General features: G+C 46.3%; 23 protein-coding genes. 11 read left to right on the forward strand and 12 right to left on the reverse strand.

Going from position 1 to position 22074, the window contains the following annotated elements; genetic code table 11:
* Positions 1 to 67: 67 nt before the first annotated feature.
* Positions 68 to 1612 (reverse strand): L-glutamate gamma-semialdehyde dehydrogenase, encoded by a 1545-nt coding sequence (pruA, locus tag HNY42_RS14320; protein WP_114595027.1) that lies wholly within the window; start codon positions 1610 to 1612, stop codon positions 68 to 70.
* A 127-nt stretch (positions 1613 to 1739) separates the two neighbouring features.
* On the reverse strand, positions 1740 to 2027 hold the full coding sequence (locus HNY42_RS14325) for a HesB/YadR/YfhF family protein (RefSeq protein WP_012371380.1): 288 nt from the start codon (positions 2025 to 2027) through the stop codon (positions 1740 to 1742).
* Positions 2028 to 2141: 114 nt separating this feature from the next.
* Here HNY42_RS14325 and HNY42_RS14330 point away from each other — a divergent pair, with 114 nt between their 5' ends.
* From HNY42_RS14330 to HNY42_RS14345, 4 genes are all read left to right on the forward strand, one after another.
* Positions 2142 to 2984, forward strand: a complete 843-nt coding sequence (locus tag HNY42_RS14330; RefSeq protein ID WP_131502274.1) for a hypothetical protein — start codon at positions 2142 to 2144, stop codon at positions 2982 to 2984.
* Between the two features lie 12 nt (positions 2985 to 2996).
* Positions 2997 to 3446, forward strand: a complete 450-nt coding sequence (bcp, locus tag HNY42_RS14335) for a thioredoxin-dependent thiol peroxidase (protein WP_131502275.1) — start codon at positions 2997 to 2999, stop codon at positions 3444 to 3446.
* Positions 3447 to 3772: 326 nt separating this feature from the next.
* The gene (locus HNY42_RS14340; protein WP_131502276.1) at positions 3773 to 5422 is read left to right on the forward strand and encodes a peptide ABC transporter substrate-binding protein; all 1650 of its coding nucleotides are present in this window, start codon (positions 3773 to 3775) and stop codon (positions 5420 to 5422) included.
* Positions 5423 to 5691: 269 nt separating this feature from the next.
* The gene (locus HNY42_RS14345) at positions 5692 to 6342 is read left to right on the forward strand and encodes a homing endonuclease associated repeat-containing protein (protein ID WP_114595023.1); all 651 of its coding nucleotides are present in this window, start codon (positions 5692 to 5694) and stop codon (positions 6340 to 6342) included.
* Between the two features lie 220 nt (positions 6343 to 6562).
* On the opposite strand, the gene HNY42_RS14350 is transcribed toward HNY42_RS14345, so the two are convergent.
* Positions 6563 to 8260 carry a GGDEF domain-containing protein gene (locus tag HNY42_RS14350; RefSeq protein WP_188004707.1) on the reverse strand — a complete coding sequence of 566 codons (1698 nt, stop codon included), beginning with the start codon at positions 8258 to 8260 and terminating at the stop codon, positions 6563 to 6565.
* Between the two features lie 128 nt (positions 8261 to 8388).
* Here HNY42_RS14350 and HNY42_RS14355 point away from each other — a divergent pair, with 128 nt between their 5' ends.
* On the forward strand, positions 8389 to 8997 hold the full coding sequence (locus HNY42_RS14355) for a YktB family protein (RefSeq protein WP_131502279.1): 609 nt from the start codon (positions 8389 to 8391) through the stop codon (positions 8995 to 8997).
* 32 nt (positions 8998 to 9029) lie between these two features.
* Here the strand turns inward: HNY42_RS14355 and HNY42_RS14360 are convergent, their stop codons facing one another.
* The 6 genes from HNY42_RS14360 to HNY42_RS14385 form a co-directional block, all read right to left on the reverse strand.
* A complete protein-coding gene (locus tag HNY42_RS14360; protein ID WP_131502280.1) occupies positions 9030 to 9539 on the reverse strand; it encodes a hypothetical protein in 510 nt (169 codons plus the stop codon).
* Positions 9540 to 9673: 134 nt separating this feature from the next.
* Entirely contained in the window at positions 9674 to 10747 is a 1074-nt protein-coding gene (locus HNY42_RS14365; RefSeq protein ID WP_131972268.1) for an ABC transporter substrate-binding protein, read from the reverse strand.
* Between the two features lie 3 nt (positions 10748 to 10750).
* On the reverse strand, positions 10751 to 11554 hold the full coding sequence (locus HNY42_RS14370) for an ABC transporter permease (protein WP_131502282.1): 804 nt from the start codon (positions 11552 to 11554) through the stop codon (positions 10751 to 10753).
* Complete coding sequence (locus tag HNY42_RS14375) at positions 11551 to 12357, reverse strand: ABC transporter permease (protein WP_131502283.1); 807 nt, start codon at positions 12355 to 12357, stop codon at positions 11551 to 11553. Before HNY42_RS14375 ends, HNY42_RS14370 begins: the two co-directional genes overlap by 4 nt.
* A complete protein-coding gene (locus HNY42_RS14380; RefSeq protein WP_131502284.1) occupies positions 12357 to 13454 on the reverse strand; it encodes an ABC transporter ATP-binding protein in 1098 nt (365 codons plus the stop codon). The genes HNY42_RS14375 and HNY42_RS14380 overlap by 1 nt, the downstream gene beginning before the upstream one ends.
* Before the next feature lie 13 nt (positions 13455 to 13467).
* Positions 13468 to 14013 carry a helix-turn-helix domain-containing protein gene (locus tag HNY42_RS14385; protein ID WP_131502285.1) on the reverse strand — a complete coding sequence of 182 codons (546 nt, stop codon included), beginning with the start codon at positions 14011 to 14013 and terminating at the stop codon, positions 13468 to 13470.
* A gap of 186 nt (positions 14014 to 14199) precedes the next feature.
* Here HNY42_RS14385 and HNY42_RS14390 point away from each other — a divergent pair, with 186 nt between their 5' ends.
* From HNY42_RS14390 to HNY42_RS14400, 3 genes are read left to right on the forward strand one after another with little or no spacing between them, the layout of a single operon-like run.
* A complete protein-coding gene (locus tag HNY42_RS14390) occupies positions 14200 to 15045 on the forward strand; it encodes a DegV family protein (RefSeq protein ID WP_131502286.1) in 846 nt (281 codons plus the stop codon).
* Between the two features lie 59 nt (positions 15046 to 15104).
* Positions 15105 to 15833: a TspO/MBR family protein gene (locus HNY42_RS14395; RefSeq protein ID WP_114595014.1), complete on the forward strand. Its 729-nt coding sequence runs from the start codon at positions 15105 to 15107 to the stop codon at positions 15831 to 15833.
* A gap of 51 nt (positions 15834 to 15884) precedes the next feature.
* A complete protein-coding gene (locus HNY42_RS14400; RefSeq protein ID WP_131502287.1) occupies positions 15885 to 16232 on the forward strand; it encodes an iron-sulfur cluster biosynthesis family protein in 348 nt (115 codons plus the stop codon).
* Between the two features lie 257 nt (positions 16233 to 16489).
* Here HNY42_RS14400 and HNY42_RS14405 read toward each other — a convergent pair whose 3' ends face one another.
* From HNY42_RS14405 to HNY42_RS14415, 3 genes are all read right to left on the reverse strand, one after another.
* Positions 16490 to 18532 carry a putative bifunctional diguanylate cyclase/phosphodiesterase gene (locus HNY42_RS14405; RefSeq protein WP_131972263.1) on the reverse strand — a complete coding sequence of 681 codons (2043 nt, stop codon included), beginning with the start codon at positions 18530 to 18532 and terminating at the stop codon, positions 16490 to 16492.
* A 196-nt stretch (positions 18533 to 18728) separates the two neighbouring features.
* Positions 18729 to 19487, reverse strand: a complete 759-nt coding sequence (locus HNY42_RS14410; protein ID WP_188004708.1) for an anti-sigma factor — start codon at positions 19485 to 19487, stop codon at positions 18729 to 18731.
* Complete coding sequence (locus HNY42_RS14415) at positions 19487 to 20032, reverse strand: RNA polymerase sigma factor (RefSeq protein ID WP_188004709.1); 546 nt, start codon at positions 20030 to 20032, stop codon at positions 19487 to 19489. The genes HNY42_RS14410 and HNY42_RS14415 overlap by 1 nt, the downstream gene beginning before the upstream one ends.
* A gap of 228 nt (positions 20033 to 20260) precedes the next feature.
* On the opposite strand from HNY42_RS14415, the gene HNY42_RS14420 reads away from it, so the two are divergent.
* The 3 genes from HNY42_RS14420 to HNY42_RS14430 all read left to right on the forward strand — a co-directional run bounded on the left by HNY42_RS14420 (position 20261) and on the right by HNY42_RS14430 (position 22038).
* A complete protein-coding gene (locus HNY42_RS14420) occupies positions 20261 to 20524 on the forward strand; it encodes a metal-sensitive transcriptional regulator (protein ID WP_012371399.1) in 264 nt (87 codons plus the stop codon).
* Positions 20525 to 20673: 149 nt separating this feature from the next.
* Positions 20674 to 21198: a YceI family protein gene (locus HNY42_RS14425; RefSeq protein ID WP_188004710.1), complete on the forward strand. Its 525-nt coding sequence runs from the start codon at positions 20674 to 20676 to the stop codon at positions 21196 to 21198.
* 36 nt (positions 21199 to 21234) lie between these two features.
* Positions 21235 to 22038: an SMP-30/gluconolactonase/LRE family protein gene (locus tag HNY42_RS14430; RefSeq protein ID WP_188004711.1), complete on the forward strand. Its 804-nt coding sequence runs from the start codon at positions 21235 to 21237 to the stop codon at positions 22036 to 22038.
* Positions 22039 to 22074: the final 36 nt, after the last annotated feature.

Consider the following 22074-nt stretch of genomic DNA (forward strand, 5'->3'; position numbering starts at 1 on the left):
GCTCCCCCTTTTCTAAAGAAAAACGGGTATGCAGGTCGCATACCCGTTTCATCTATTAAACATCATTTTAGAACATTTCAGAAGTAGTTTTTGCTTGAAGGTGTAAAGTCAAGTAATCCGGTCCGCCTGCTTTTGAATCCGTTCCTGACATGTTGAATCCGCCAAACGGTTGGTATCCAACGATTGCCCCTGTGCAACCACGGTTGAAGTACAAGTTACCGACATGGAAGTTCGCACGTGCGTATTCCTGGTTCGTACGATCCTGAGTGATGACAGCACCTGTCAAACCATATTCCGTGTTGTTGGCGATATCGATTGCTTCTTTGAAGTCTTTTGCTTTTGTGAAGGCAACGACCGGTCCGAAGATTTCTTCCTGCATCAAGCGGTCAGTCGGTTGAACGTCAGCGACGATTGTCGGCGAGACGAAGTATCCTGTCGAATCATCCGCCGTACCACCCGCTGCAATCCGTCCTTCTTGTTTTGCGACATCGAAGTACGATGTGATTTTTTTGAAAGCTGCTGCATCGATGACAGGTCCTACGTTGTTCGTCACGTCGACCGGGTTACCGATACTAAGTTTGTTTGTGTTTTCGACGACTTTTGCGAGCAATTCGTCATAAACCGAATCAAGTGCGACGACACGTGAACAAGCTGAACATTTTTGTCCTGAGAAACCGAATGCCGCTTTTGTGATCATGTCTGCTGCGTAGTCAAGATCAGCTGACTCATCGATAACCATTGTATCTTTTCCGCCCATTTCCGCGATAACGCGTTTGAGCCAGATTTGACCGTCGTTCAATTTAGAAGCCCGTTCGTTAATACGGAGGCCGACATCACGTGAACCCGTGAAGCTGATGAAACGTGTTTTCGGGTGATCGACGAGGTAATCGCCGACTTCTGCACCTGGTCCCGGAATGAAGTTCAAGACGCCGGCCGGAAGACCAGCTTGTTCCATGACTTCAACGAATTTGGCAGCGACGACCGGTGTCGTCGATGCTGGTTTCAAGAGGATCGGGTTACCTGCCACGATCGCAGCAACCGCTGTTCCTGCCATGATGGCAAGCGGGAAGTTCCATGGTGAGATGATGACACCGACACCCAGTGGAATGTAGTCGTACCGGTTGTATTCACCCGGACGGCTCTCGACTTTTTTACCTTCTTTTAGTACGAGCATCTGACGCGCATAGTATTCGAGGAAGTCGATTGCTTCTGCTGTATCCGCATCCGCTTCGTTCCATGGTTTACCTGCTTCTTTAACGAGATAAGCCGAGAATTCATGTTTGCGTTTGCGAATGATGTTTGCCGCTTTGAATAAGACGTCCGCACGAACACTCGGATTGACGAATTTCCACGTCTCAAATGCTTTGACTGCCGCTTGCATTGCATCTTCAGCGTGTGCTTGTGTCGCTTTCGAAACGCGTCCGACGATTTCTTCTTTGTTTGCCGGATTGACAGAAACGATTTTGTCCTCTGTCGTCACACGTTCTCCCCCGATGACGAGCGGATAATCTTTCCCAAGCTCTTTCGATACAAGTTCAAGCGCCTCTTCGAACGCTTTCTTGTTTGCTTCCTGTGAGAAGTCCGTGAATGGTTCGTGTTTGTACGGAATCATCTCTATTCCCCCTTTTATACTTGCTTTTAATCGCTTACATTCTCCATTGTACAGAAGCATGTCGCCGCTTACAATTATTCTGGACAAAAAAATGAAGAAGACCGTGGAGGCCCTCTTCATTTGCGATTCATTGCTTGGCCTGCGAGAAGACGATCTCTTCATTTTGAACAGATACTTCGACATCCTGCCCCTGGAACAGCCAGTCATCCTGATCCGAGACGACGAAATGAATCCCGTCGACGGTTTCTTCAACCGCTGCCCGGTCGACGGTCTCCATGTGTACGCCGACCGAAAACCCTTGCGTCAAATCGGTTGATCCACCGTATTTAGCGAAAAAGCGGATTGTATCGCCTTCTTTTGCTTCCATTTCTTCTTTGAAATACTGTAATGCTTCATCTGTTACGTGAATTTTCATGTTGAACCCACTCTCCTTTGTGATAGTGTACCTATTTCCTACTCAAAAAAGCGAATTTCCTGTATGGTGAAGACATAGATGATTGATGTTGTTCATATAGGAGGAACTGAAAATATGAAACGATTACTGACGGTACTCGTGTCAACGGGTATCATCCTTGCAGGGTGCGGAAATGATGCTGCACCGTCTACTGATACTGAATCCCCGAAGTCAACGGAAACGAAACAAACGAAGCAGGCAGGTCAAGACGTTCTTGACGTCTACAAGACGTATCAACAAACCGTTGGACAATCGGGTACGGCTGACGCCAAGGCACTTGCCCGGATTGAATATACCGGTGATGGAAAATTACTCCGTCCTGCCATGCTCGGTGCTAACAATTTAAACATCCGGCCGGGTAAGGTCGTCAAAAGCTTTCAGGAAGGTGATGTCGCCTATATCATCCATGAATTTAACGATGAGGACGGGTCTCCCTTACCGAACCGTGCTTCAAAACTGTTATTGAAACAGGACGGTGAATGGAAAATCGTCATCGTCCCGACGAAATTTGACCCTGAAGTCTTTACGACCCTCGCCTCCCTGTTCGAATCCTTTAATGCCGACGAGTACGGCGTCAACGCGAAAGCGGCGGAAGCGGTCGGCAACACGAAGGAAGACGAGCAGGATGAAGTTTTCACGCGGGTCAATGCCCAGACGGACTACATGGCGCTCGAGATGAACAGCAACATCCTTATGATTTACGGTCCTGCCCTTGGTAACAAAGGTAATCCGGAGACGCTCGTCAAGTATTATGAAGATTATGCCGACTGGTACCGCGAGGAACAGACCTTGCTGCTGAAGACAGCCAAGGCCGGGACCGATTACGAAAAATACCTGATTGCGCTAGATCCGTTAAAGGAAAGTCTGCAGAAGAAACTCGAAAAATATGCTGACCAGTTGAACATGGAACTGGGTTGAGGAGGACCATTCATGAGCACACTTGATTTTACACTGCCGAATGCACAGGGAGAGCCGATTACATTAAGTGATTACCGCGGAAAAAAAGTGATCGTCTACTTTTATCCAAAAGACTCGACCCCCGGTTGTACGACGGAAGCCTGCGACTTCCGGGATGCTTCCGCAGCCTTCGCTGCGAAGAACACGGTCATCCTCGGTATTTCCGCTGACAGTCAGAAGCGTCACCAGAATTTTATCTCAAAATACGAACTTCCATTCGAATTATTGTCTGACGTCGACCATACCGTCTGTGAGCAATACGGGGTTTGGCAACTGAAGAAAAATTATGGAAAGGAATATTATGGAATCGTACGTTCCACTTTTTTAATCAATGAATCCGGCGAATTGATTCAGGAATGGCGTTCCGTTAAAGTCAAAGACCACGTCACAGAAGCACTTTCCTTCCTCGAACAACTGAACTGATCGAATTAAAACACGCCATTTTATGTGCGTGTTTTAATTTTGGAATCATTTTTACCTCCCAATATTATCCTTCCCAAAAATTATTTTTACAAAAAAAACGTTGATATTACACGAAATTTTAATAAATTTGAAATAATCTGAAAATAAGCTATTGATTTTTCTGAATATTGTATTTATTATTGGTAACAAGTTGATCCGGTGCTTTCCTTCAACAAAATAAAAGGCGATGACCCCTCTTATTTTTTTAATAGGACACCGGATCGCTATTCTAATCGGTACTCATTTTTCAATCATATATATTCATTCTTGGGAGGGAACTTATTATTATGAAGACGAAAAAAACACTTGCACTCGTTGGCGCCCTAGCTATCGCCGGATCAAGCCTTGCTGCTTGTTCATCGACAGATGATTCAAAAGATACTTCAGGATCGACAGACACGAAAAAGGCGTCGGACAAACAAGTCCTCAACCTGACAAGCGGTTCCGACATCCCGGCACTCAGCCCGACGGTCGCAACGGACTCGGTTTCATTCACGGTCTTAAATAACGTACAGGAAGGTCTTTTCCGACTTGATGACAAACAAGAGCCGACACCTGGTGTTGCTGAGAGTGTAGACGTCTCTGAAGATGGTCTTACATACACATTCAAACTACGTGATTCGAAATGGTCGGACGGCAGTGACGTCACGGCAAAAGACTTCGAATATGCTTGGAAACGTGTCCTTGATCCGAAAAGTGGATCGCAATATGCATACATCATGTATATCATCGATGGTGCTGAAGCCTACAACACAGGAAAAGGAAAACCGGCTGACGTTGGTGTCAAAGCGGTTGACGACAAGACACTCGAAGTCAAACTGACACAACCGGCCGAGTACTTCAAAGCGTTGACTGGCTTCGGTTCATTCATGCCGCTGAAACAGGAATTCGTTGAAGAAAAAGGAAAAGATTTCGCAACAAATCCAGAGAACTTTCTCTACAACGGACCGTTCCAACTGACGGACTGGAAAACAGAAGTCGGCTGGAGCTACAAGAAAAACGACCAGTACTGGGATGCCGATACGGTCAAACTGGAAGAAGTCAACTACAAGGTCGTTAAAGAAGTCTCGACTGCCGTCAACCTGTATGAAAAAGGTGACATCGATACAGTCGGTCTGACAAGTGAATTCGTCGATCAGTACAAAGACAGCGAAGACTTCGATACACGTCTTGACGCTTCGATGTACTACATCCAAATGAACTTCAAGAACGAACTGCTTAAAAACAAAGACATCCGTAAAGCAATCGATTCCGGGTATGACAAAGAGCAGATGGCGAAAGTCCTCTTAAACAATGGATCGATCCCTGCTTACTACTATGTACCAAAAGAATTTGCTAAAGGTCCAGACGGAAAAGACTTCCGTGACGGCAACGAAGGATTCGGATCGTTTGATGCTTCGTCAGCTAAATCTTCGTTTGAAAAAGGCCTCAAAGATATCGGCAAAAAATCCGTCAAGCTTGAGCTTCTTTCATACGATGACGACAACTCGAAGAAAATCTCCGAGTACCTCAAAGGCGAGTGGGAGAAAAACCTTCCAGGTCTTGAAGTGACGATCAAACAACAACCGTTCAAAAACAAATTGGATCTCGAGTCTAAAGGTCAGTTCGAACTTTCATTCGCAGGATGGGGCCCTGACTACCAGGATCCAATGACATTCCTCGACATGTGGATGACTGGCGGACCGTACAACCGTGGTGGTTACTCAAGCGACAAGTATGACTCCCTCATCAAGTCGGCGATGAAAGAAACAGATGCTGCAAAACGTTGGCAGTCACTGAAAGACGCTGAGAAAATCTTACTTGAAGACGATCAAGCTATCTCCGTTATGTACCAACGCGGTGCTTCCCTCTTACGTAAGCCTTACGTTAAAGGAATCGTTAACCACAAAGTCGGTGCGGATACTTCGTTCAAATGGACGTATATCGAAGGAAAATAAGTATGACTTAAGACCAGTCTCGCTCCATGCGGGTCTGGTCTTTTTTTCCATATGAGACAAATGTACTGTTTTTATCCTGTTCATTAAAAATTGGTAACATTCTGTTTTCATTTGAATTGCTTCCATTTATACTTAGCAGAAGAACGATTTTCACTTTATTTACAATATTTCACGGTAATTATTCATAATTAATGGAAATGTGCCGATATATTCTATACAGAGGACTTTTGCCTCAAAAATTATGATTTATTAGGAAGGAGGACTCACCTTTGAAACAACGTGTACTTACGAGTCAGCAAACGTGGACGGAAGAACAGCTTGAAATGATTCAAGCCATCCAAGCCTTAGGCGAACTCATTCAGGATCGTCCCCGTCGGACGATTTATCGTCGTTATGCCATCGAACATGGCTGGCCGCAACCGGAGACCATCATTCGTCAGTTCGGTTCCTGGCCGGAAGCTTTATCAGCAGCCGGTTACGAGTGGCATATCGATCAGCAGCCGGAAGAACTCGAGCGCGCTCCGAAATATACCAAAGATGAAATCCTGAAGTCGTTTCACCGGTATGCCCAGGATGTTGGATCAACCATCACCTTAAAAAAATATCAAATCTGGCGAAAATCGGTTCATCATGCTCCGAGTCATTATCATATCGTAAAGATGTTCGGATCTTGGCATGATGCCTGTACAGCTGCCGGATTAGAAGCCAGTGTCACGTATTCCAAAGCAGAACTTGCCGCTTCACTCCGTCAAGCCATCGAGGAAGTCGGTTTCTCGCTTTCATTTGAAGCGTACCGCGAGTGGGCGAAACGAAACAATAAACCATCGACGAAAGCCTTGTTACACCGTTACGGTTCCTGGTCTGCTGCCATTCATGCCATCGAAAGTGAAATCCGCATCAGCAACCAACAGGCCCAGTAATCCAGCCTTCATCTTTTTTCTTATATTCCATCCCTTATACGTTATAGCCGAGCCTCCTTCTCTTGCAGAACGAGGCTTTTTTTTCGTACGATTTGACGCCTCAGACAGCTTTTCGCCAGCGCCCTCCTCCACTGTATTCAAAATACTCTCGACACGCTCTATCAGTCGCTAAGGCGTCAAAAAAAACCGCTGACAACGTCAACGGTTCTTGCAGTGAAAGTTAGACAACACGTTCTTTCCATTCTTGGTAGGATGCGACACGGTCACGTCCTTGGAACTTCGCACCGATATACATCGCGCGGTCGGCGTTGCGGATCAGACTTGCTAAATCGCCCAACTCGTTTAACGTATCGACACCGATACTTGCCGTAATCGTTAATGAATCCGCTCCCACTTGAATAGGATTCGCATGTAACGTCTCGCGAATCCGCTCTGCTACGATTTGGGCTGATTCCAGATCCGTGTTCGGTAACAAGACGACGAATTCCTCACCACCATACCGGGCGACGAGATCGGTGATCCGTGTCGCCTGCATCAACAGTTTAGCGACTTCAAACAGGACGACATCCCCGACCTCATGTCCATACGTATCATTGATTTGTTTAAAATGATCCAAATCGATCATCAAGGCAGAGAATGGATATAAATCACGTTGCCGAATCCGGCGGTCGCCCCATTCCTGTAACGCCCGGTAGTTTGGCAATTTCGTCATCGCATCTGTCCGGCTGTCCGTCAACAGACGTTCCCGTTCCTGTGCCCGTTCGACTGCCCACGATAGGACCCGTAAAGCCCGGTACAGCTCATATCCAAAGTCTTTTGTGAACTCTCCGCTTGCTTCAGAAGCCAAGAATAAGGAGCAATTGATTTTTTCCGTCGCTTCCGGTTGGATGAACAGAATCGATTGGGTTTCTTCCGGGACACAATCATATAAACGGATGTCCCACTCCTGTTGCATGCCGTACAGCAAAACTTCGTCTTTTTCTTCAATGATTTCTTCAATGATGATCCCACGGACATGGTCCGCCTTTAACTTCCGACCATCTTTCAACGAATAATAAATCGAATTCCCTTCACCAAAATCAAATTTAATCCAGGCGATGTCCGGACGAACAAAATGGTTCAACTGACGTAAATACCGTTCAATGATGAACTGGGCATCGCCATCTTTCCAGGCCGCTTCTTTTAATCGTTCAATTTGCTCCCAGTGCTCGATCCGGTCACTGGCATGGACGGAACTGCCAAGCGACCGTTTGATGATGAACAGCGCAAAGGCCGTCATGACAAGACCGCTGTTCCCGTTGTTTTGAACCATCAATGTACTGAAAATCCCGAATAACAATTCGGCAGCAATGACGACCGCCTCGAACCGAAGCAACGGTAGCATGACACTGCTTGGAATGTTTTCACCGAGTAAAAAATTCGATAACTTATACTGGAACAGTAAAACGAGCCATAAAATCAAGACCATGACGAGTAACGGTCCGATGTTTCCGATTAACGCGAAGTCGTTCCCGTGCGTTCCACCTAACGCGTTGTAAGCGAGTCCCGCAGGTAAAATCAATAACAGCTCGAGCGTGACATTAAACGGATAGTTATGTAGCATACGCCGGCGGCCAATCGCTGTGTGGAACGTCCGCAATTGATAGATCAACATCGTCAATTGTCCGACACAGACGGCAGACAACAATCCATACGTCAAAAACGTAAATAACACGAATCCGAAATGGAACGTAAAGCTCATATGTCTTCTGCGGACCGGATCGACGACAAAGATCGTGGAGAGTGCAACAACAAGCGTGAACGTAAAAAAGTCGATGCTGAGGCTGTAGTCTCTTGATTTCGCCAGTAAATCGATTCCAATGACGACAAGAAAAAATACAATCCAGCTTCGAAGGAGATATTGTTGAAAGCGACGCATGTTGACTTCCCCTTCCTAACACATTTTGTATATATATGGAAAACAAAATCTGATTATCACTCATTTGAGCATTGAGGTCTATTTTTAATGCTTTGATTTGTTACACTAGCAATAGAGGTGATAAATCAGTGACTACACATTTTACGAAAGAAGCATTTGATACATTTGAGATTGAAGGACTGGAACAACGGATGGACGCGATCCGGGAACGGATTCAACCTGTCTTCAAACAAATCGGGCAAGAAGTATCACCGGATTTAACGGTCCATCTGGCAGAAGATATGTATGTGCATATTGCACAGCATGCCCGCCGGAAAGTAAATCCGCCGAAGGACACATGGATGGCTTTTTCCCCGAACAAACGCGGATACAAAAAACATCCGCATTTCCAAGTCGGCTTATTTGATGATCATCTGTTCATCTGGCTCGCTTACATTTACGAACTTCCGAATAAATCACAGTACGCTGCTAAACTACTGGATCACCAGGAGCTGTTGCATGCACTGCCGTCCGATTTTGTTGTTTCTTACGATCATATGAAGAAAGAGGCACAACGGATTGACGAGAACAGTCTAGAACAAGGACTCGTTCGGTTCCGCGATGTCAAGAAAGCAGAATTCTTAGTCGGCCGTCATGTCTCTGCGGAAGAAGTCAGTACGATGTCGCACGAGGATTTAGTAAAATTGATTCGAAATACCTACGAACAACTCGTGCCAATCTATAAAAAAATTCAATAAAAAGGATGGCCTAAAAGGTCATCCTTTGTTCGTTAGTTATATTTTACTAGAATTGACATGACTTGTGTACGGTCAGAATTTAAATTTAGATAAATGTTGACCTCTTTTGTTGAAACGGTCATCAAGTTAAAGTTTTTATCGAGTTGCGCAGTCGAGTATGCTTTTTTAACTTCTTTGACGGTAATCGTCCGGCCGATCATTTTCGGATTGTAGACGATGGCAGAGACTTTGGCTTTGCGATCAGGAACACCGAATGTCGAGCAATAATGAATAGCTTTGTTTGGCGCGACCAGTCCTTTACCGCTCTGACACCACGTTGAATTTTTTTCCCCTTTGTACGCGCTATGTACTTGGGCTAATGTTGTTTTTTCTAATGTTACTTTTCCATCAAGTGACTTGGCTTTTGCGGCGGTCGTTTTGACTTGTTTCAGCCAATCGACATCCGTCGGCTTCGCTGCCTCGGCAGATTCGTTATATGAAGGACCTGAGACAAGGCTCATGGTAAGTGCAGCAGTTAAAATAAGTCCGAAAAATTGTTTCATGATGTGCTCCCCCTTGAAATGCTTTGATAAATATCTCATTCCCCCATTTTAGAAATAATATTCACTTTAAATACATTTCTTTAAAAAATATTTCAAAAAAAAGTTGTTACCCGTCCGGGCAACAACTTTTCTTGTTATTTCTTATGCATTTTGAACTCTAAAAATAGTTCATTATAATGAGCGAGCATTTCCTTACCTAAGTTTTCATATACTTCGAGTGTATCCGTGACCTGTTTATCCGGATAAAAACGTTTGTCTTCCCGCACGTCACGATCGAGCAATTTCAAAGCCGCTTCGTTTGGTGTCGAGTATCCGACATAGTCCGCATTTTTGGCGGCATTTTTCGGATCCAACATGAAATTGATGAATTCATGGGCACCTTTTACATTTTTAGCCGTTTTCGGAATGACGATGTTATCGAACCAGACGTTCGATCCTTCCTTTGGAATCACGTAGTTCAAATTTTCATTTTCACTCATGATTTCATTGGCATCACCGGACCAGACGACACCAATCCCTGCTTCTTCGTTTGCAAGCAACAACTTGATTTCATCACCGACAATCGCCTTGACGTTCGGTGTCAGATCCATCAGGTTCGCTTTCGCTTTCTGCAGTTTGGTTTCATCGGTCTCGTTTAAGGAATAACCGAGACTGTTCAGACTCATCCCCATTACTTCACGTGCACCGTCTGCGAGAAGAATTTGATTTTTCAGCGCCGGATCCCACAAGTCCTTCCAACTGGTCGGTTTCTTTCCGTCAATCAACTTTTGATTGTAGACGATTCCGACCGTCCCCCAAAAATAAGGGATCGAGTACTTGTTGCCCGGATCAAACGATAAATCGAGGAACCGCGGGTCGATATTTTTCAGATTTGGAATTTTTTTCTGATCAATCGGGACGACTAAATCTTCTTCGATCATCTTCGCGATTGCATAATCGGAAGGGACGGCGATATCATACGTCGTTCCGCCCTGTTCGATTTTCGTCAACATCGCTTCGTTCGAATCAAACGTTTGATAGACGACTTTGATGCCGGATTCCTTTTCGAACTGATCAATCAATTCCGGATCGATGTAGTCGCCCCAGTTATAAATGTTCAAAACGTTTTTTCCGGAATACCCTTGTGTTGCATTCAACCGGTTCAAAGCAAACAAGATGATACCGGATATCAAAAAAATTGCGACAAATAATTGAATGAGCTTTTTCATCGCTTATTTCACCTCCGGTCGGGACAGCTTCATGGCAGAACGTTGGTTCAGGAAGTAGTAGCCGATGACGAGTAAGAACGTAAACAGGAAAATCACGGTCGACAAGGCATTAATTTTCATCGAAATTCCTTGGCGGGCAAGCGAATAGATTTCAACGGACAACGTCGTAAATCCATTCCCCGTGACGAAAAACGTCACCGCAAAATCATCCAGTGAATACGTCAATGCTGTGAAGAAGCCGGCGAAGATGCCGGGTGTGATGTACGGCAAGATGACTTTCGTCAGAACATCGAGTCGGCTCGCTCCCAAGTCACGTGCCGCATCGACGAGTGTCGGACTCATTTCCTGCAGTTTCGGCAGGACTAAAATGACGACAATCGGGACGGAAAACGCGATATGTGACAACAGGACCGAGGTGAAGCCGAGTTGAATGCCGAGCATCGTGAAAAAGATCAGGAACGACGCACCGATGATGACGTCGGGACTGACGATCAGGATGCTGTTCAGCGTCAACAGAGAGGTCTCGACCCGTTTTTTGCGGACCGCTTGAATCCCGATGGCCCCGAGGACACCGATGATCGTCGAGATTGCAGCGGACAGGAGCGCGATGACCAGCGTATTTAAGACGATGATCAAGAGACGGGAATCCTGAAAGACTTCCTTATACCAATCCCACGTGAAGGAATCAAAATTCGTCATGTTATCGGCACTGTTGAACGAGTAGAAAGCCAGATAAAGAATCGGTGCGTACAAGATGATGAAGACCCCGATCAAGTACAGATTTGCTAATTTTAATCGTTTCATCATGTCGTCGCCCCTTTCTTCCGTTTCGTACTCGTCAACGCTAAAATGATTGCCATCGCAATAATCAGGAAGACGGCAATCGTCGCGCCCATGCCCCAGTTCTGCGTGACCAGAAATTGTTGTTCAATCGCTGTTCCGAGTGTGATGACCCGGTTACCGGCAATCAGACGCGTGATCATGAATAACGACAGCGCTGGAATGAAGACCAGTTGACAGCCCGATTTTACGCCGTCAAGCGTCAACGGAAAGACGACACGGCGGAACGTCATGAAGTTTGAAGCCCCGAGATCGCGGGCCGCAAAGACAAGCGACGGGTTCAGTTTTTCAATCGCATTAAAGATCGGTAAGATCATGAACGGAATAAAGATATAGACGGAAACGAACACGAAACTGAAGTCCGTGAACAAAATCTGTTTCCGGCCGATGCCGATTGCTTCAAGCGTCTGGTTTGCCCATCCATAAGTGCTGAATAAACCGATGAACGCATACGCTTTTAATAACAAGTTGATCCAGGTCGGCAGGATGATTAATAGTAACCACAATTGTTTATGCTTCGTTTTCGTCAACAGGTAGGCGGTCGGATAACCGATGGCAAGTGAAAACAGTGTGATCAAAAAGGCATACCAAAATGAGCTGAGCGTCATCGTCAGATAGGTTGATGTAAAGAATTTCTGATAGTTGACGAGTGAAAAATGTCCTTCCAGGTCGAGGAACGAATAATAGACGACGAGGATAATCGGTGCGATGACGAACAACGCAATCCAAAAACTATACGGAATCAGATACCAGTTGCGTGTCTTCTGCATCACAACACCCCGTCATATGATTCAAGTCGTTTATCGAATTCCTCTTCCGTCTCATTCAGACGCATGACATGAATCGCTTCCGGATCAAACGTCAAGCCGATCTGTTCACCGACCGTTGCTTTTTTCGTACTGTGGACAAGCCATTCGTTTCCGACTTCATCCATGCAGGCAATCTCATAATGGACGCCGCGGAACAACTGCGAATCGACCGTCACACGTAACTTACCTTGCGCGACACTCGTGATTTCCAAGTCTTCCGGACGGATGACGATTTCGACCGGTTCATTTAATTCGAGACCACGGTCGACACAATCAAATTCCTGTTCGGCGAATGAGACGCGGTAATCCATCACCATTCGTCCCGGAATGATATTTGACTCACCGATGAAATCAGCGACGAAGCGGTTGATCGGTTCGTCATAAATATCCGTCGGTGTCCCGGATTGTTGGATCAGACCATGATTGAGGACGAAGATTTCATCTGACATCGCGAGCGCTTCCTCTTGATCATGAGTGACGAAGATGAACGTGATGCCGAGACGCCGTTGTAAATCACGGAGCTCATACTGCATTTCTGTCCGCAGCTTTAAATCAAGTGCCGATAACGGTTCATCCAGCAGGATGACTTCCGGTTCGTTAACGATGGCACGGGCAATCGCGACCCGTTGGCGTTGTCCGCCTGACATCTCCGTAATTTCCCGATTCTCGTATCCTGATAAGTTGACGAACTTCAACGCATCAAGCACACGCGTCTTGATTTCCGCTTCCTTCATCTTTTTGATTCGCAATCCGAAGGCGATGTTTTCAAAAACGTTGAGGTGCGGAAACAAGGCATAATCTTGAAAAACGGTATTGACTTGCCGTTTGTTAGCCGGGACATCGTTGATCCGTTTTCCGTTAAACAGAATATCGCCTTCTGTCGCCTCGGTGAATCCGGCAATCAGCCGTAAGACTGTCGTCTTCCCGCAACCGGATGGTCCGAGCAACGTATAAAATTTCCCGCGTTCGATTTCAAAACTGACGCGTTCGAGAACCGTCTGATCGTCAAAACGCTTTGTCACGTCTGTAAATTGAATGATCGTATTGTTGTCTGCCAAATCTTACTCCTCCTTATAAGTACGAATCCGTGGCCGTCACGAGTACTTTCGTTTCCGCCTCTGAATCATTTCGTAATTGATGAATTTCTGAAGCTTTATAATAAAGTGTCTCGCCTTGCGTTGCGACGAATGATTCCCGACCAAGCTGTAATGTGACCGATCCTTCGAGCACATACACGAACGTTTCTGATCCGGACGGTTCGTATGCTTTGAAATGTCCGCCTGGTGCCAGGTGTAACAAGACCGGCTCCATTTCCTTTTCGTTCGATTCCGGAATCAACCATGTCACATGGTACCCTTGTTCCGGGTCCTCATAACGCGTGACATCTTTTTGCGAATAAACGACCTTTTGGTTTAATGTATCCTCATCAAAGAAATCCTTCGCCGAGATGCCGAGTACTTCCAGAAGACTGAACAGCGTCTCAATCGACGGTGAACTGATTTCACGTTCGATTTGCGAAATGTATCCTTTACTTAAATCCGTCCGTTCGCCAAGCTCCTCTTGCGTCAAGCCTTTTTGAAGACGCAGATTTTTGATTTTGTTTCCGATCGTCCGCAATCCACGCCCTCCTTTCCAAATAACAGTTTAGTATAAGACGACTTCAAGTTTACTAATCACGTACCGATTATAGCGTATTGTGCCAGTTAATCAACTAAAATCTTTAAAATTTTTAAAGGTTGATTTGACAGCGATAACGCTTACAACTACAATTAATACCAGGTACTAAAATAAGGAGGTAACCGCATGAAGATTGCATGGATTACAGATAGCACGACGATTTTGCCCGATTCGATTTCTCGGCACGAAGACTTGACCGTCGTCCCTCTTCTCGTCATGAAAGACGGTGAAAGTTTTACGGACGGCGTCGATGTCCAGGCCGAGACCGTCTATGAATGGATTGGTGCGAAGCACAAGGTCACGACCAGCCAACCGTCGATCGGTACGTTCACAGAACACTATGAACGGTTAAAAGAGCAGTATGATGTCGGCTTTGCCATCCATCTTTCAAGTGAATTGAGCGGGACGTATAACGCTTCTGTTCAAGGTGCTGAAATTGCCGGATTCCGGTTGATTGCGATCGATTCCCGTTGCGGCATCTATCCGGCAGGTCAATTGCTGGCGGAAGCGATGCAACTGGCAGCAGACGGGATGTCAGTCGAAGAGATCGAGCAGTATATTCTCGAGCGCCGCTTCGACCATCATATCGAGTTCACGGTCGCGAACCTTGATCAGTTGCAGGCAGGTGGACGGATTTCCTCGACAAAAGCTTTTGTCGGTAATTTACTTCAGTTACGCCCGCTGTTTCATTTTGAAGAGGGCAAAATCGTTCCGTATCAGACGGTTCGAACCTTTAAGAAAGCCCACGCCAAGATTTATGATCACCTTGTCGAAATGCTTGAGAGTGGAACGGTCACCGATGTCTCGTTATTCCACGCGACTGCCTATGATTTGGCACTTGAATGGAAAACGAATCTCGAAAAGCGGTTTGATGTCACGGTTCGCATCGATAACTTAACGCCTGTTCTCGGATCGCATACCGGTAATCCGGCCATCGGCATGTCCTTCCTAAACCCGACGAGCCGACGCTGATGTCTAAAGAGTCGACAATCCGGGTAAACCTCCTTTAGAGATTAAAGGAGGTTTTTGGATTGAAAAACAAATGGATTTGGCTCAATTGGCTTGGTTTTGTCTTTACGATTGCCGTCAATGCACTCGACGGCGGAAAAACAGGTCGGATTTCGGATACGATCAGCACTTATTTTAAACCCGCAGGTTATGCTTTCTCGATTTGGGGACTCATCTATCTTGTGTTACTCGTTTGGCTCATCATGCAAACGATTCCGAAGTTCAAAGAACATGACATCGCCAAAAAAATCGGACCGTGGTTCTTGATCAGCTGTCTGTTCAATGCCGGTTGGATCGTTACGTTCTCATACAAACTGTTCCCGTTGTCTGTCGTCGTCATTGCCGGTCTTTTGATTTCACTGATCGTCATCTACTCAAAAATCGACCGCGAGACAAAAGCGTTACGTTTTAAATTACCGTTTTCACTTTATCTTGGCTGGGTCTCGGTCGCGACGATTGCGAATATCTTCTTGACGATCGACACTGAAAACATCAACTCATGGCTCGGAATCGGAGATGCCGGTTGGACGATGATCATGCTTGGTGTCGGTGTCGTTCTCGCCTTGTTATTCATGTTCGCCAATCGCGATCCGATTTATCCACTCGTCTTCGTCTGGGCGTATATCGCGATCAACTTCCAGTCGGATAACGGACTTGTCGATACGGTCGTTCTCGGAAGTGTCGTCGTTCTGCTTGCCGGATATGTCTTCCTGCTCGTCCGGATGCGTCGTCAGGTTCAACTGAGCAAGTAACGTTATTTTCAATCTGATTCGTCGTATACTGGTATCAAAGGAGTGAATGTCATGAAGATTACATTTACAGAAGCCGCTCTTAATCGGATCGATCAATTACGCGGTGATACGGAAGGTCAATTGCATCTTTATTACGATACAGAAGGATGCGGTTGCGGGAACTCAGGTATCTTCAGTATTCGTCTTGTCTCCGCCGCAACGGATGAAGATATGACAATTGATTCGAATGTCGGACCTGTCCTTGTCAAACGGTGGTCAAGTCATTTCCTCGATCAGGAAATGACGCTTGATTATAATTCCGAGAAAAAATCGTTGATCTTAAAAAGTGATGGTCAATACTTCAATACGAACGTCCTCGTTACCGATCAGACCGGCTGCCAGCTGACAGCCAACCGGTAAGACGACAAAAAAAAGGCAGCTTCCCTCGTGGAAAGCTGCCTTTGTAATGTGATGGACAGACAGGTACTGGATTGAGTAGAGAGCTGAGCAACCATCGAAATGTACGGCGATTCTGTCTGCATCTTGCACAAGTCGAACAAATTCCTGCCCGGAATTCGTTCACGAAGCCATTGCGTCCCCCATGATCGCACACATATTCCTCGTGTGCTTATCCAGTATACGTAAAAAGACACGGATTGGATTGAACGGATGTGCTGTCAGCCCACATCCAGGACAGTTCGTTCAATCGTCTGCTGGTCGAGATCCTTGACCTTGACCGGACGGCTGTAATAATAACCCTGCCCATAGTCACATCCGAGTCGTTTCAGGAATTCATGCTGCTCAAGCGTCTCGACGCCTTCCGCCACCACTTCAATCCCAAGACTCTTCGCCAACTGGATGATCATTTCGGTAATCGCCGTTCCCCGCTCATCATGCGGTACTTCATCAATGAATGATTTATCAATCTTCAAGATATCGATCGGTAAATGCTTTAAATGCGTCAGCGAGGACAGTCCTGTCCCGAAGTCATCGAGCGCAATCGTCAAACTCAATTGCTTTAATTCTCCGAGCATCAATAAGGCCCGTTCGAGATTTTCCATGACGGATGTCTCCGTAATTTCCAGTTGAAGTTGCAATTCTCCGCCGTTCTTCAACGAATGATGAACGATTTCCTTGATCATCAGATTATGCGATTCCGACCGGAAATGCATCGCTGACAGGTTGACGGAGACTTGACGGATGAAGTGATCCTCTTCCCGCCAGACTTCCATTTGCTTGACAGTTTCCTGCAGTACCCACTGGGTCAGCCGATGGATCAGACTGTACTTTTCAGCGAGTGGAATGAATTCCGCCGGTGAAATGAAACCGAATTTCGGATGATTCCAGCGAATCAGGACTTCTGCCTGCTCGACCTTGCCTGTTGCCAGCGCAATTTTCGGTTGATAGACGAGATTAAACTCTTTAAAGTCCGTCATGGCCCGACGGAGGGAACCGACGATTTGTTGTTCCCGGCGATCCGAATGGAGCAGTTCATCGTAGATGACAAAACGGTCCCGTCCTTCATTTTTCCCTGCACGCAGGGCGCTTTCCATCTGACCAATCCGCATTTCCAGTGTATCCGTAATATTCGGAACGATGATGCCGATGGTCGCAGTCAAATGAATCTCCTGCCCGTCGAGAAAAATCGGTTGCCGGATTGCTTCCAGGACATCCGTGAAGGCCTCTTCGAGCAGATCGGGATGGATGTTTTGAATCAGGAAAAATTGGGTTCCATTGTAACGGATACAAGCTTCATCTTCTTGAAGTAACGCTTTGATCCGGTCCGAGAATTGCCGAATGACGATGTCTCCCTGATCGAAACCAAACGTATCATTGATCCATTTGTACCCGTCCAGATCGAGCAACGCCATCGTCATCCGCTTTTTCGTCCGGCTGTATTGTCCGTCGACTTTTGACATATGATGATCCAGCCAACGGCGATTGTGCAATCCGGTCAAATGATCCGTATACGCCATCATCTGTAAGGCCCGCCGTTCCAGGTGAATATAGAGTCCGACGATCAACAGAACGATTAAAAAGACCGGAACTGCCACGTCGCTTAAGATATTTGATGTGACGGGGCTGGCTGAGACGTCCACTCCCGAAGCACCGGGAACACAAAACGTCGTCCCGAGCATTCCGACATAGTGCATCGTTGAAATACCAAACCCCATTAAGATGGCAACGGGAATCAAAATTCGTTTTTTATCGACATGCCGTGTCATATACAGCAACAGGAGGGCGACATAAGCGACCGTGATGGCAATCACAATCGATAACGTGAATAACGCCGCATCATAGCGGACATCCCCATCGAACTGCATCGCAACCATACCAAGATAATGCATCATGGCGATTCCCATCCCCATTAACGTTCCGGCAATGATGACTTTTTTCCGTGTCAGCTCCGAATAATATAAGAGATAAAAGGCAATCCAGGCAGCCGTCACGGCGGGGACGATTGACAGGAACATCAGCACCCAGTCGTATTTGACCGGTACCGCCAACTCAAATGCCCCCATGCCAACGAAGTGCATACCCCAAATGGATAATCCCATCGTCAAGGAAGAGACGAACAATGCTCTTTTCTTTAAAGATACGGCTTTTGCCAACCGGCGATTTAATTCAAGTGAGGCATAGGATCCGACAATGGCCACGATGACCGATAGGATGACCAGTGTCTCTTCGTAATGTTTCGTTAAGGTGATCCATTCATTCATGATAAGTGCCTCTCTTTTTTGACTGACATTCCTATTAGTATCGTCTGCTTACCGGTATTTTTTCAGTCTTCTGAAGAAATTTCATTAGAATGCGTGTGCTTTTTTCTAAAAGAGGCGGATATACTCGAAAAACGAACAAAAAAAGGGATGCTGTTGATATCGCATCCCCTTACTGTTATCTCTCATTCACTGATTGTTATAACGCGACGGAAGCCACGACTTCGCCGGTCGGTTTTTCTAAATCCGGTTCAGGTTCGACTGTGATGGCGACCGCATCAATTGTTCCGTCTCCTTTGATCGGGAAGACAGCTGCCGCTTCCCCGTCCTGTTCGATGACCCCGTTCGCACGAGGCGTATCACCTTGAATCGTCCAAAGTTGATACAACTCACCCTTCTTCAGCGGCGGTAAATCTTTCAGTTGGACAAGCATGAATTCCTGATCATCTTTTGTAAAAATCATGCTTGACCCCTTAATTGAGGCCGTACTTTCAAAGTTGCCCATTCCTTTGACTTCGTCCATCGCAAACTCTTCCGCCGGAGAAGACTCGTCTTGCGACAAGAAGTAGGCGTTGGCACCAAGTGACAGGATCAAGGCGGCTGCGATACTCATCAACCATCCGAGCGGCACAGACCGTTTTTTCTCTTTCTTCGATCGTACTGCGTCGAGGTCAGACAAGTGCGTCTCCTCTACAGCCGGTTTTTCAACTGCTGCTTGCACCGGTTTTTGTCCTTGTTTCGTCGATCCAAGGACTTCACCGAGAATTCTTGACTTCATGCCGGTTGGTATCGGTCGTTCCGGAAGTGATTCCGCGATGGGCAGCATCAAGTCTTGCATCTCTTGGAGCGCCTGTTTGCAGTCATCACAAGTCGCCAAGTGTGCCTCGAACGCGTCGCGATCGGCAGCTGATAATGTTCCGTTGAAGTAATCGATTAAATCATGACAACGTTCTTCCATCAACGTTCCCTCCCGTCTAGTAATTTCCGGAGTGCCTGGATAGCACTCCTTATTCTGGTTTTCACCGTTCCAAGCGGTAAATTTAGCTGCTCTGAAATTTGTTGTTGTGTCAGTCCTTTAAAATAAACGAGTTCAATTAACTCTTGTTGATCAGGTTTCAGTTCATTGACGGCATCGCGGACTTCCGTCGCCGTTTCCCGCTGCATGACCGTCCGTTCGACCGGTTCATCATATCCGCCGTCCCGCTCCTCGACTTCAATCGTCGGTTGGCGTTTCTCGCGTCTCAGACAGTCGAGCGCTGCATTGCGGGTAATCGTTAATATCCAAGAGGAGAACTTTCCTTTATCGGTATTAAAATCGACCCGTCCGTTCCAAATCTTCATCCAGACTTCCTGGATGACTTCTTCTGATAAACGATCATTGTTCGTAAAGCGATGAGCGAATGAGAACAATAGCCTTTCATACTTGTCATACAGTACTTCGAGAGCTTGTTCATCTCCACTGCGCATCTGATGATAAAGCGATTCATCGGATTGAGTATGCATCCTTCTCCTCCTTGGTGATCAGTCAGCCTTATCATATAGTATACGCAAGCTGACGCAAAATCGTTTTAGTTTTTTCACTTTATTTCATTTTTTTGTCCACCACATCCATATTCCCTATTCCACTGAAAAATATAGCTTAAAAAGCGGTTAGATTGACAGCAATACCACGATGGGCATAGCATAAAGATATCGAACAGGCGGATTGCATCTTAGAATGGAGGAAAATGAATGGATTACGATCGTAAAATGAAGAACCGGGTCAGCCGGATCGAAGGACAACTTCGCGGTATCTTGCGGATGATGGAAGAAGGACAGGATTGCCGTGATGTTATCACCCAACTGTCGGCTGCCCGCTCCGCCATCGACCGGACGATTGGTGTCGTCGTCAGCTCCAATCTGATCGAGTGTGTCAAAGAAGCCGAACAATCCGGCGAAGGACAGACCGAAGAATTGGTCAAAGAAGCCGTTAACTTACTGGTGAAAAGCCGCTAATCGATTCCTTGGAATCGTTGATAGTCTTGCTCTGCTTGGATGCGGTGCAAGACTTATTTTTGTTTCTCACCGTATGTTTTGGAATCGAGATAAAAAGGAACAATAAAAAGCATGACTAAAAGTGAATTGAACATGAGGAGGAACCGAACATGGCTACGTATCAACTCGATCAGGACCACAGCTCCATTACATTCTCAGTCAAACACATGATGATTTCAAAAGTTAAAGGAGAATTCCGTGACTTTACCTTTGAGGTCAGCGGTGAAGCACATGATTTGGAGAACGCCTCTGCTGTCGTAACGATTCCGGTCGCTTCGATTGACACACGCAGTACGGATCGCGATACCCATTTGAAATCAGCTGATTTCTTTGATGTCGAACAGTATCCGAACATTACTTACCGTGTGACTTCGTTTAAAAAACACTCCGGTGACGAATATGAAGTAACCGGTGACTTGACGATTAAGGATGTCACGCGGACAGAAACGTTTAAGGTCGAGTATGAAGGTAGCGGTGTTGACCCTTGGGGTAATACGCGCTCCGGTTTTGAAGTTGATGGGAAAATCAAACGGGAAGACTACAATCTCACCTGGAACGTCGCGCTCGAAGCCGGAGGTGTTCTGGTCGGCAGTGATGTGAAGTTCCAATTGCACCTCGAGTTCATTCACGGATAATTAATAGAGATCATAGGAAATGTAGGGGGAAATCAGATGACAGTTTCACTTTTTATTGATGTTGCATGTAAGACCGGGGAATCACCGGTGTACGACGCTAAAACCAAACGATTTTATTTCGTCGATATTCCGGGCAAGCTTCTTTTTTCATATGATTTAACAACAGAGGCTTTAAAACCTTATCAGTTACCAAGCCCCATCACATCGATTGCTTTGACGGATGCGCCGGACTTTCTGCGCGTCACGTCAGCACACGGTTTTGGAACGTTTGATTTAAAAGAAGGACATCTCTCACTGGAAAACCAGTTGACGCTCCCTGACTCCGACCGGATGAACGACGGGAAGCTTGATCCGTCGGGTCAGTATGTGGCCGGAAGCATCAATGAAGAGGACGGCGAGACCGCTTCCCTCTATCGTCTGCGTCATGACGGTTCCGTCGACGTTCTCCTTGAGAACTTGACGAACTCGAACGGACTTGTCTGGTCCGAGGACGGTAAGACACTTTATCACATCGATACGCCAACGAAAAAAGTCTATGCCTTCGACTATGCTGCGGATCAACCTTTGACGAACCGTCGGGTGGCCATCGACTTAGAGGACGAAGACGGTTTCCCGGATGGTATGACCAAAGACACGGAAGGTCATGTCTTCATCGCCCATTATGCCGGATCATGCTTAACACGCTGGAATCTTGAAACCGGTGAAAAACTCGCCCAGATTGATTTCCCGGTTTCGAACCCGACTTGTCCGATTCTGTACGAAGACCGTCTACTGGTCACGACAGCAGCAGACGGGGACGATTCCGAACATGCCGGAGCCGTTTTCGAAGTGACGTATTAACACATTTGCTCCCTCACGAGAGGGAGTTTTTTTGTA

It is taken from the genome of Exiguobacterium sp. Helios, assembly GCF_014524545.1.
Classification (GTDB): domain Bacteria; phylum Bacillota; class Bacilli; order Exiguobacteriales; family Exiguobacteriaceae; genus Exiguobacterium_A.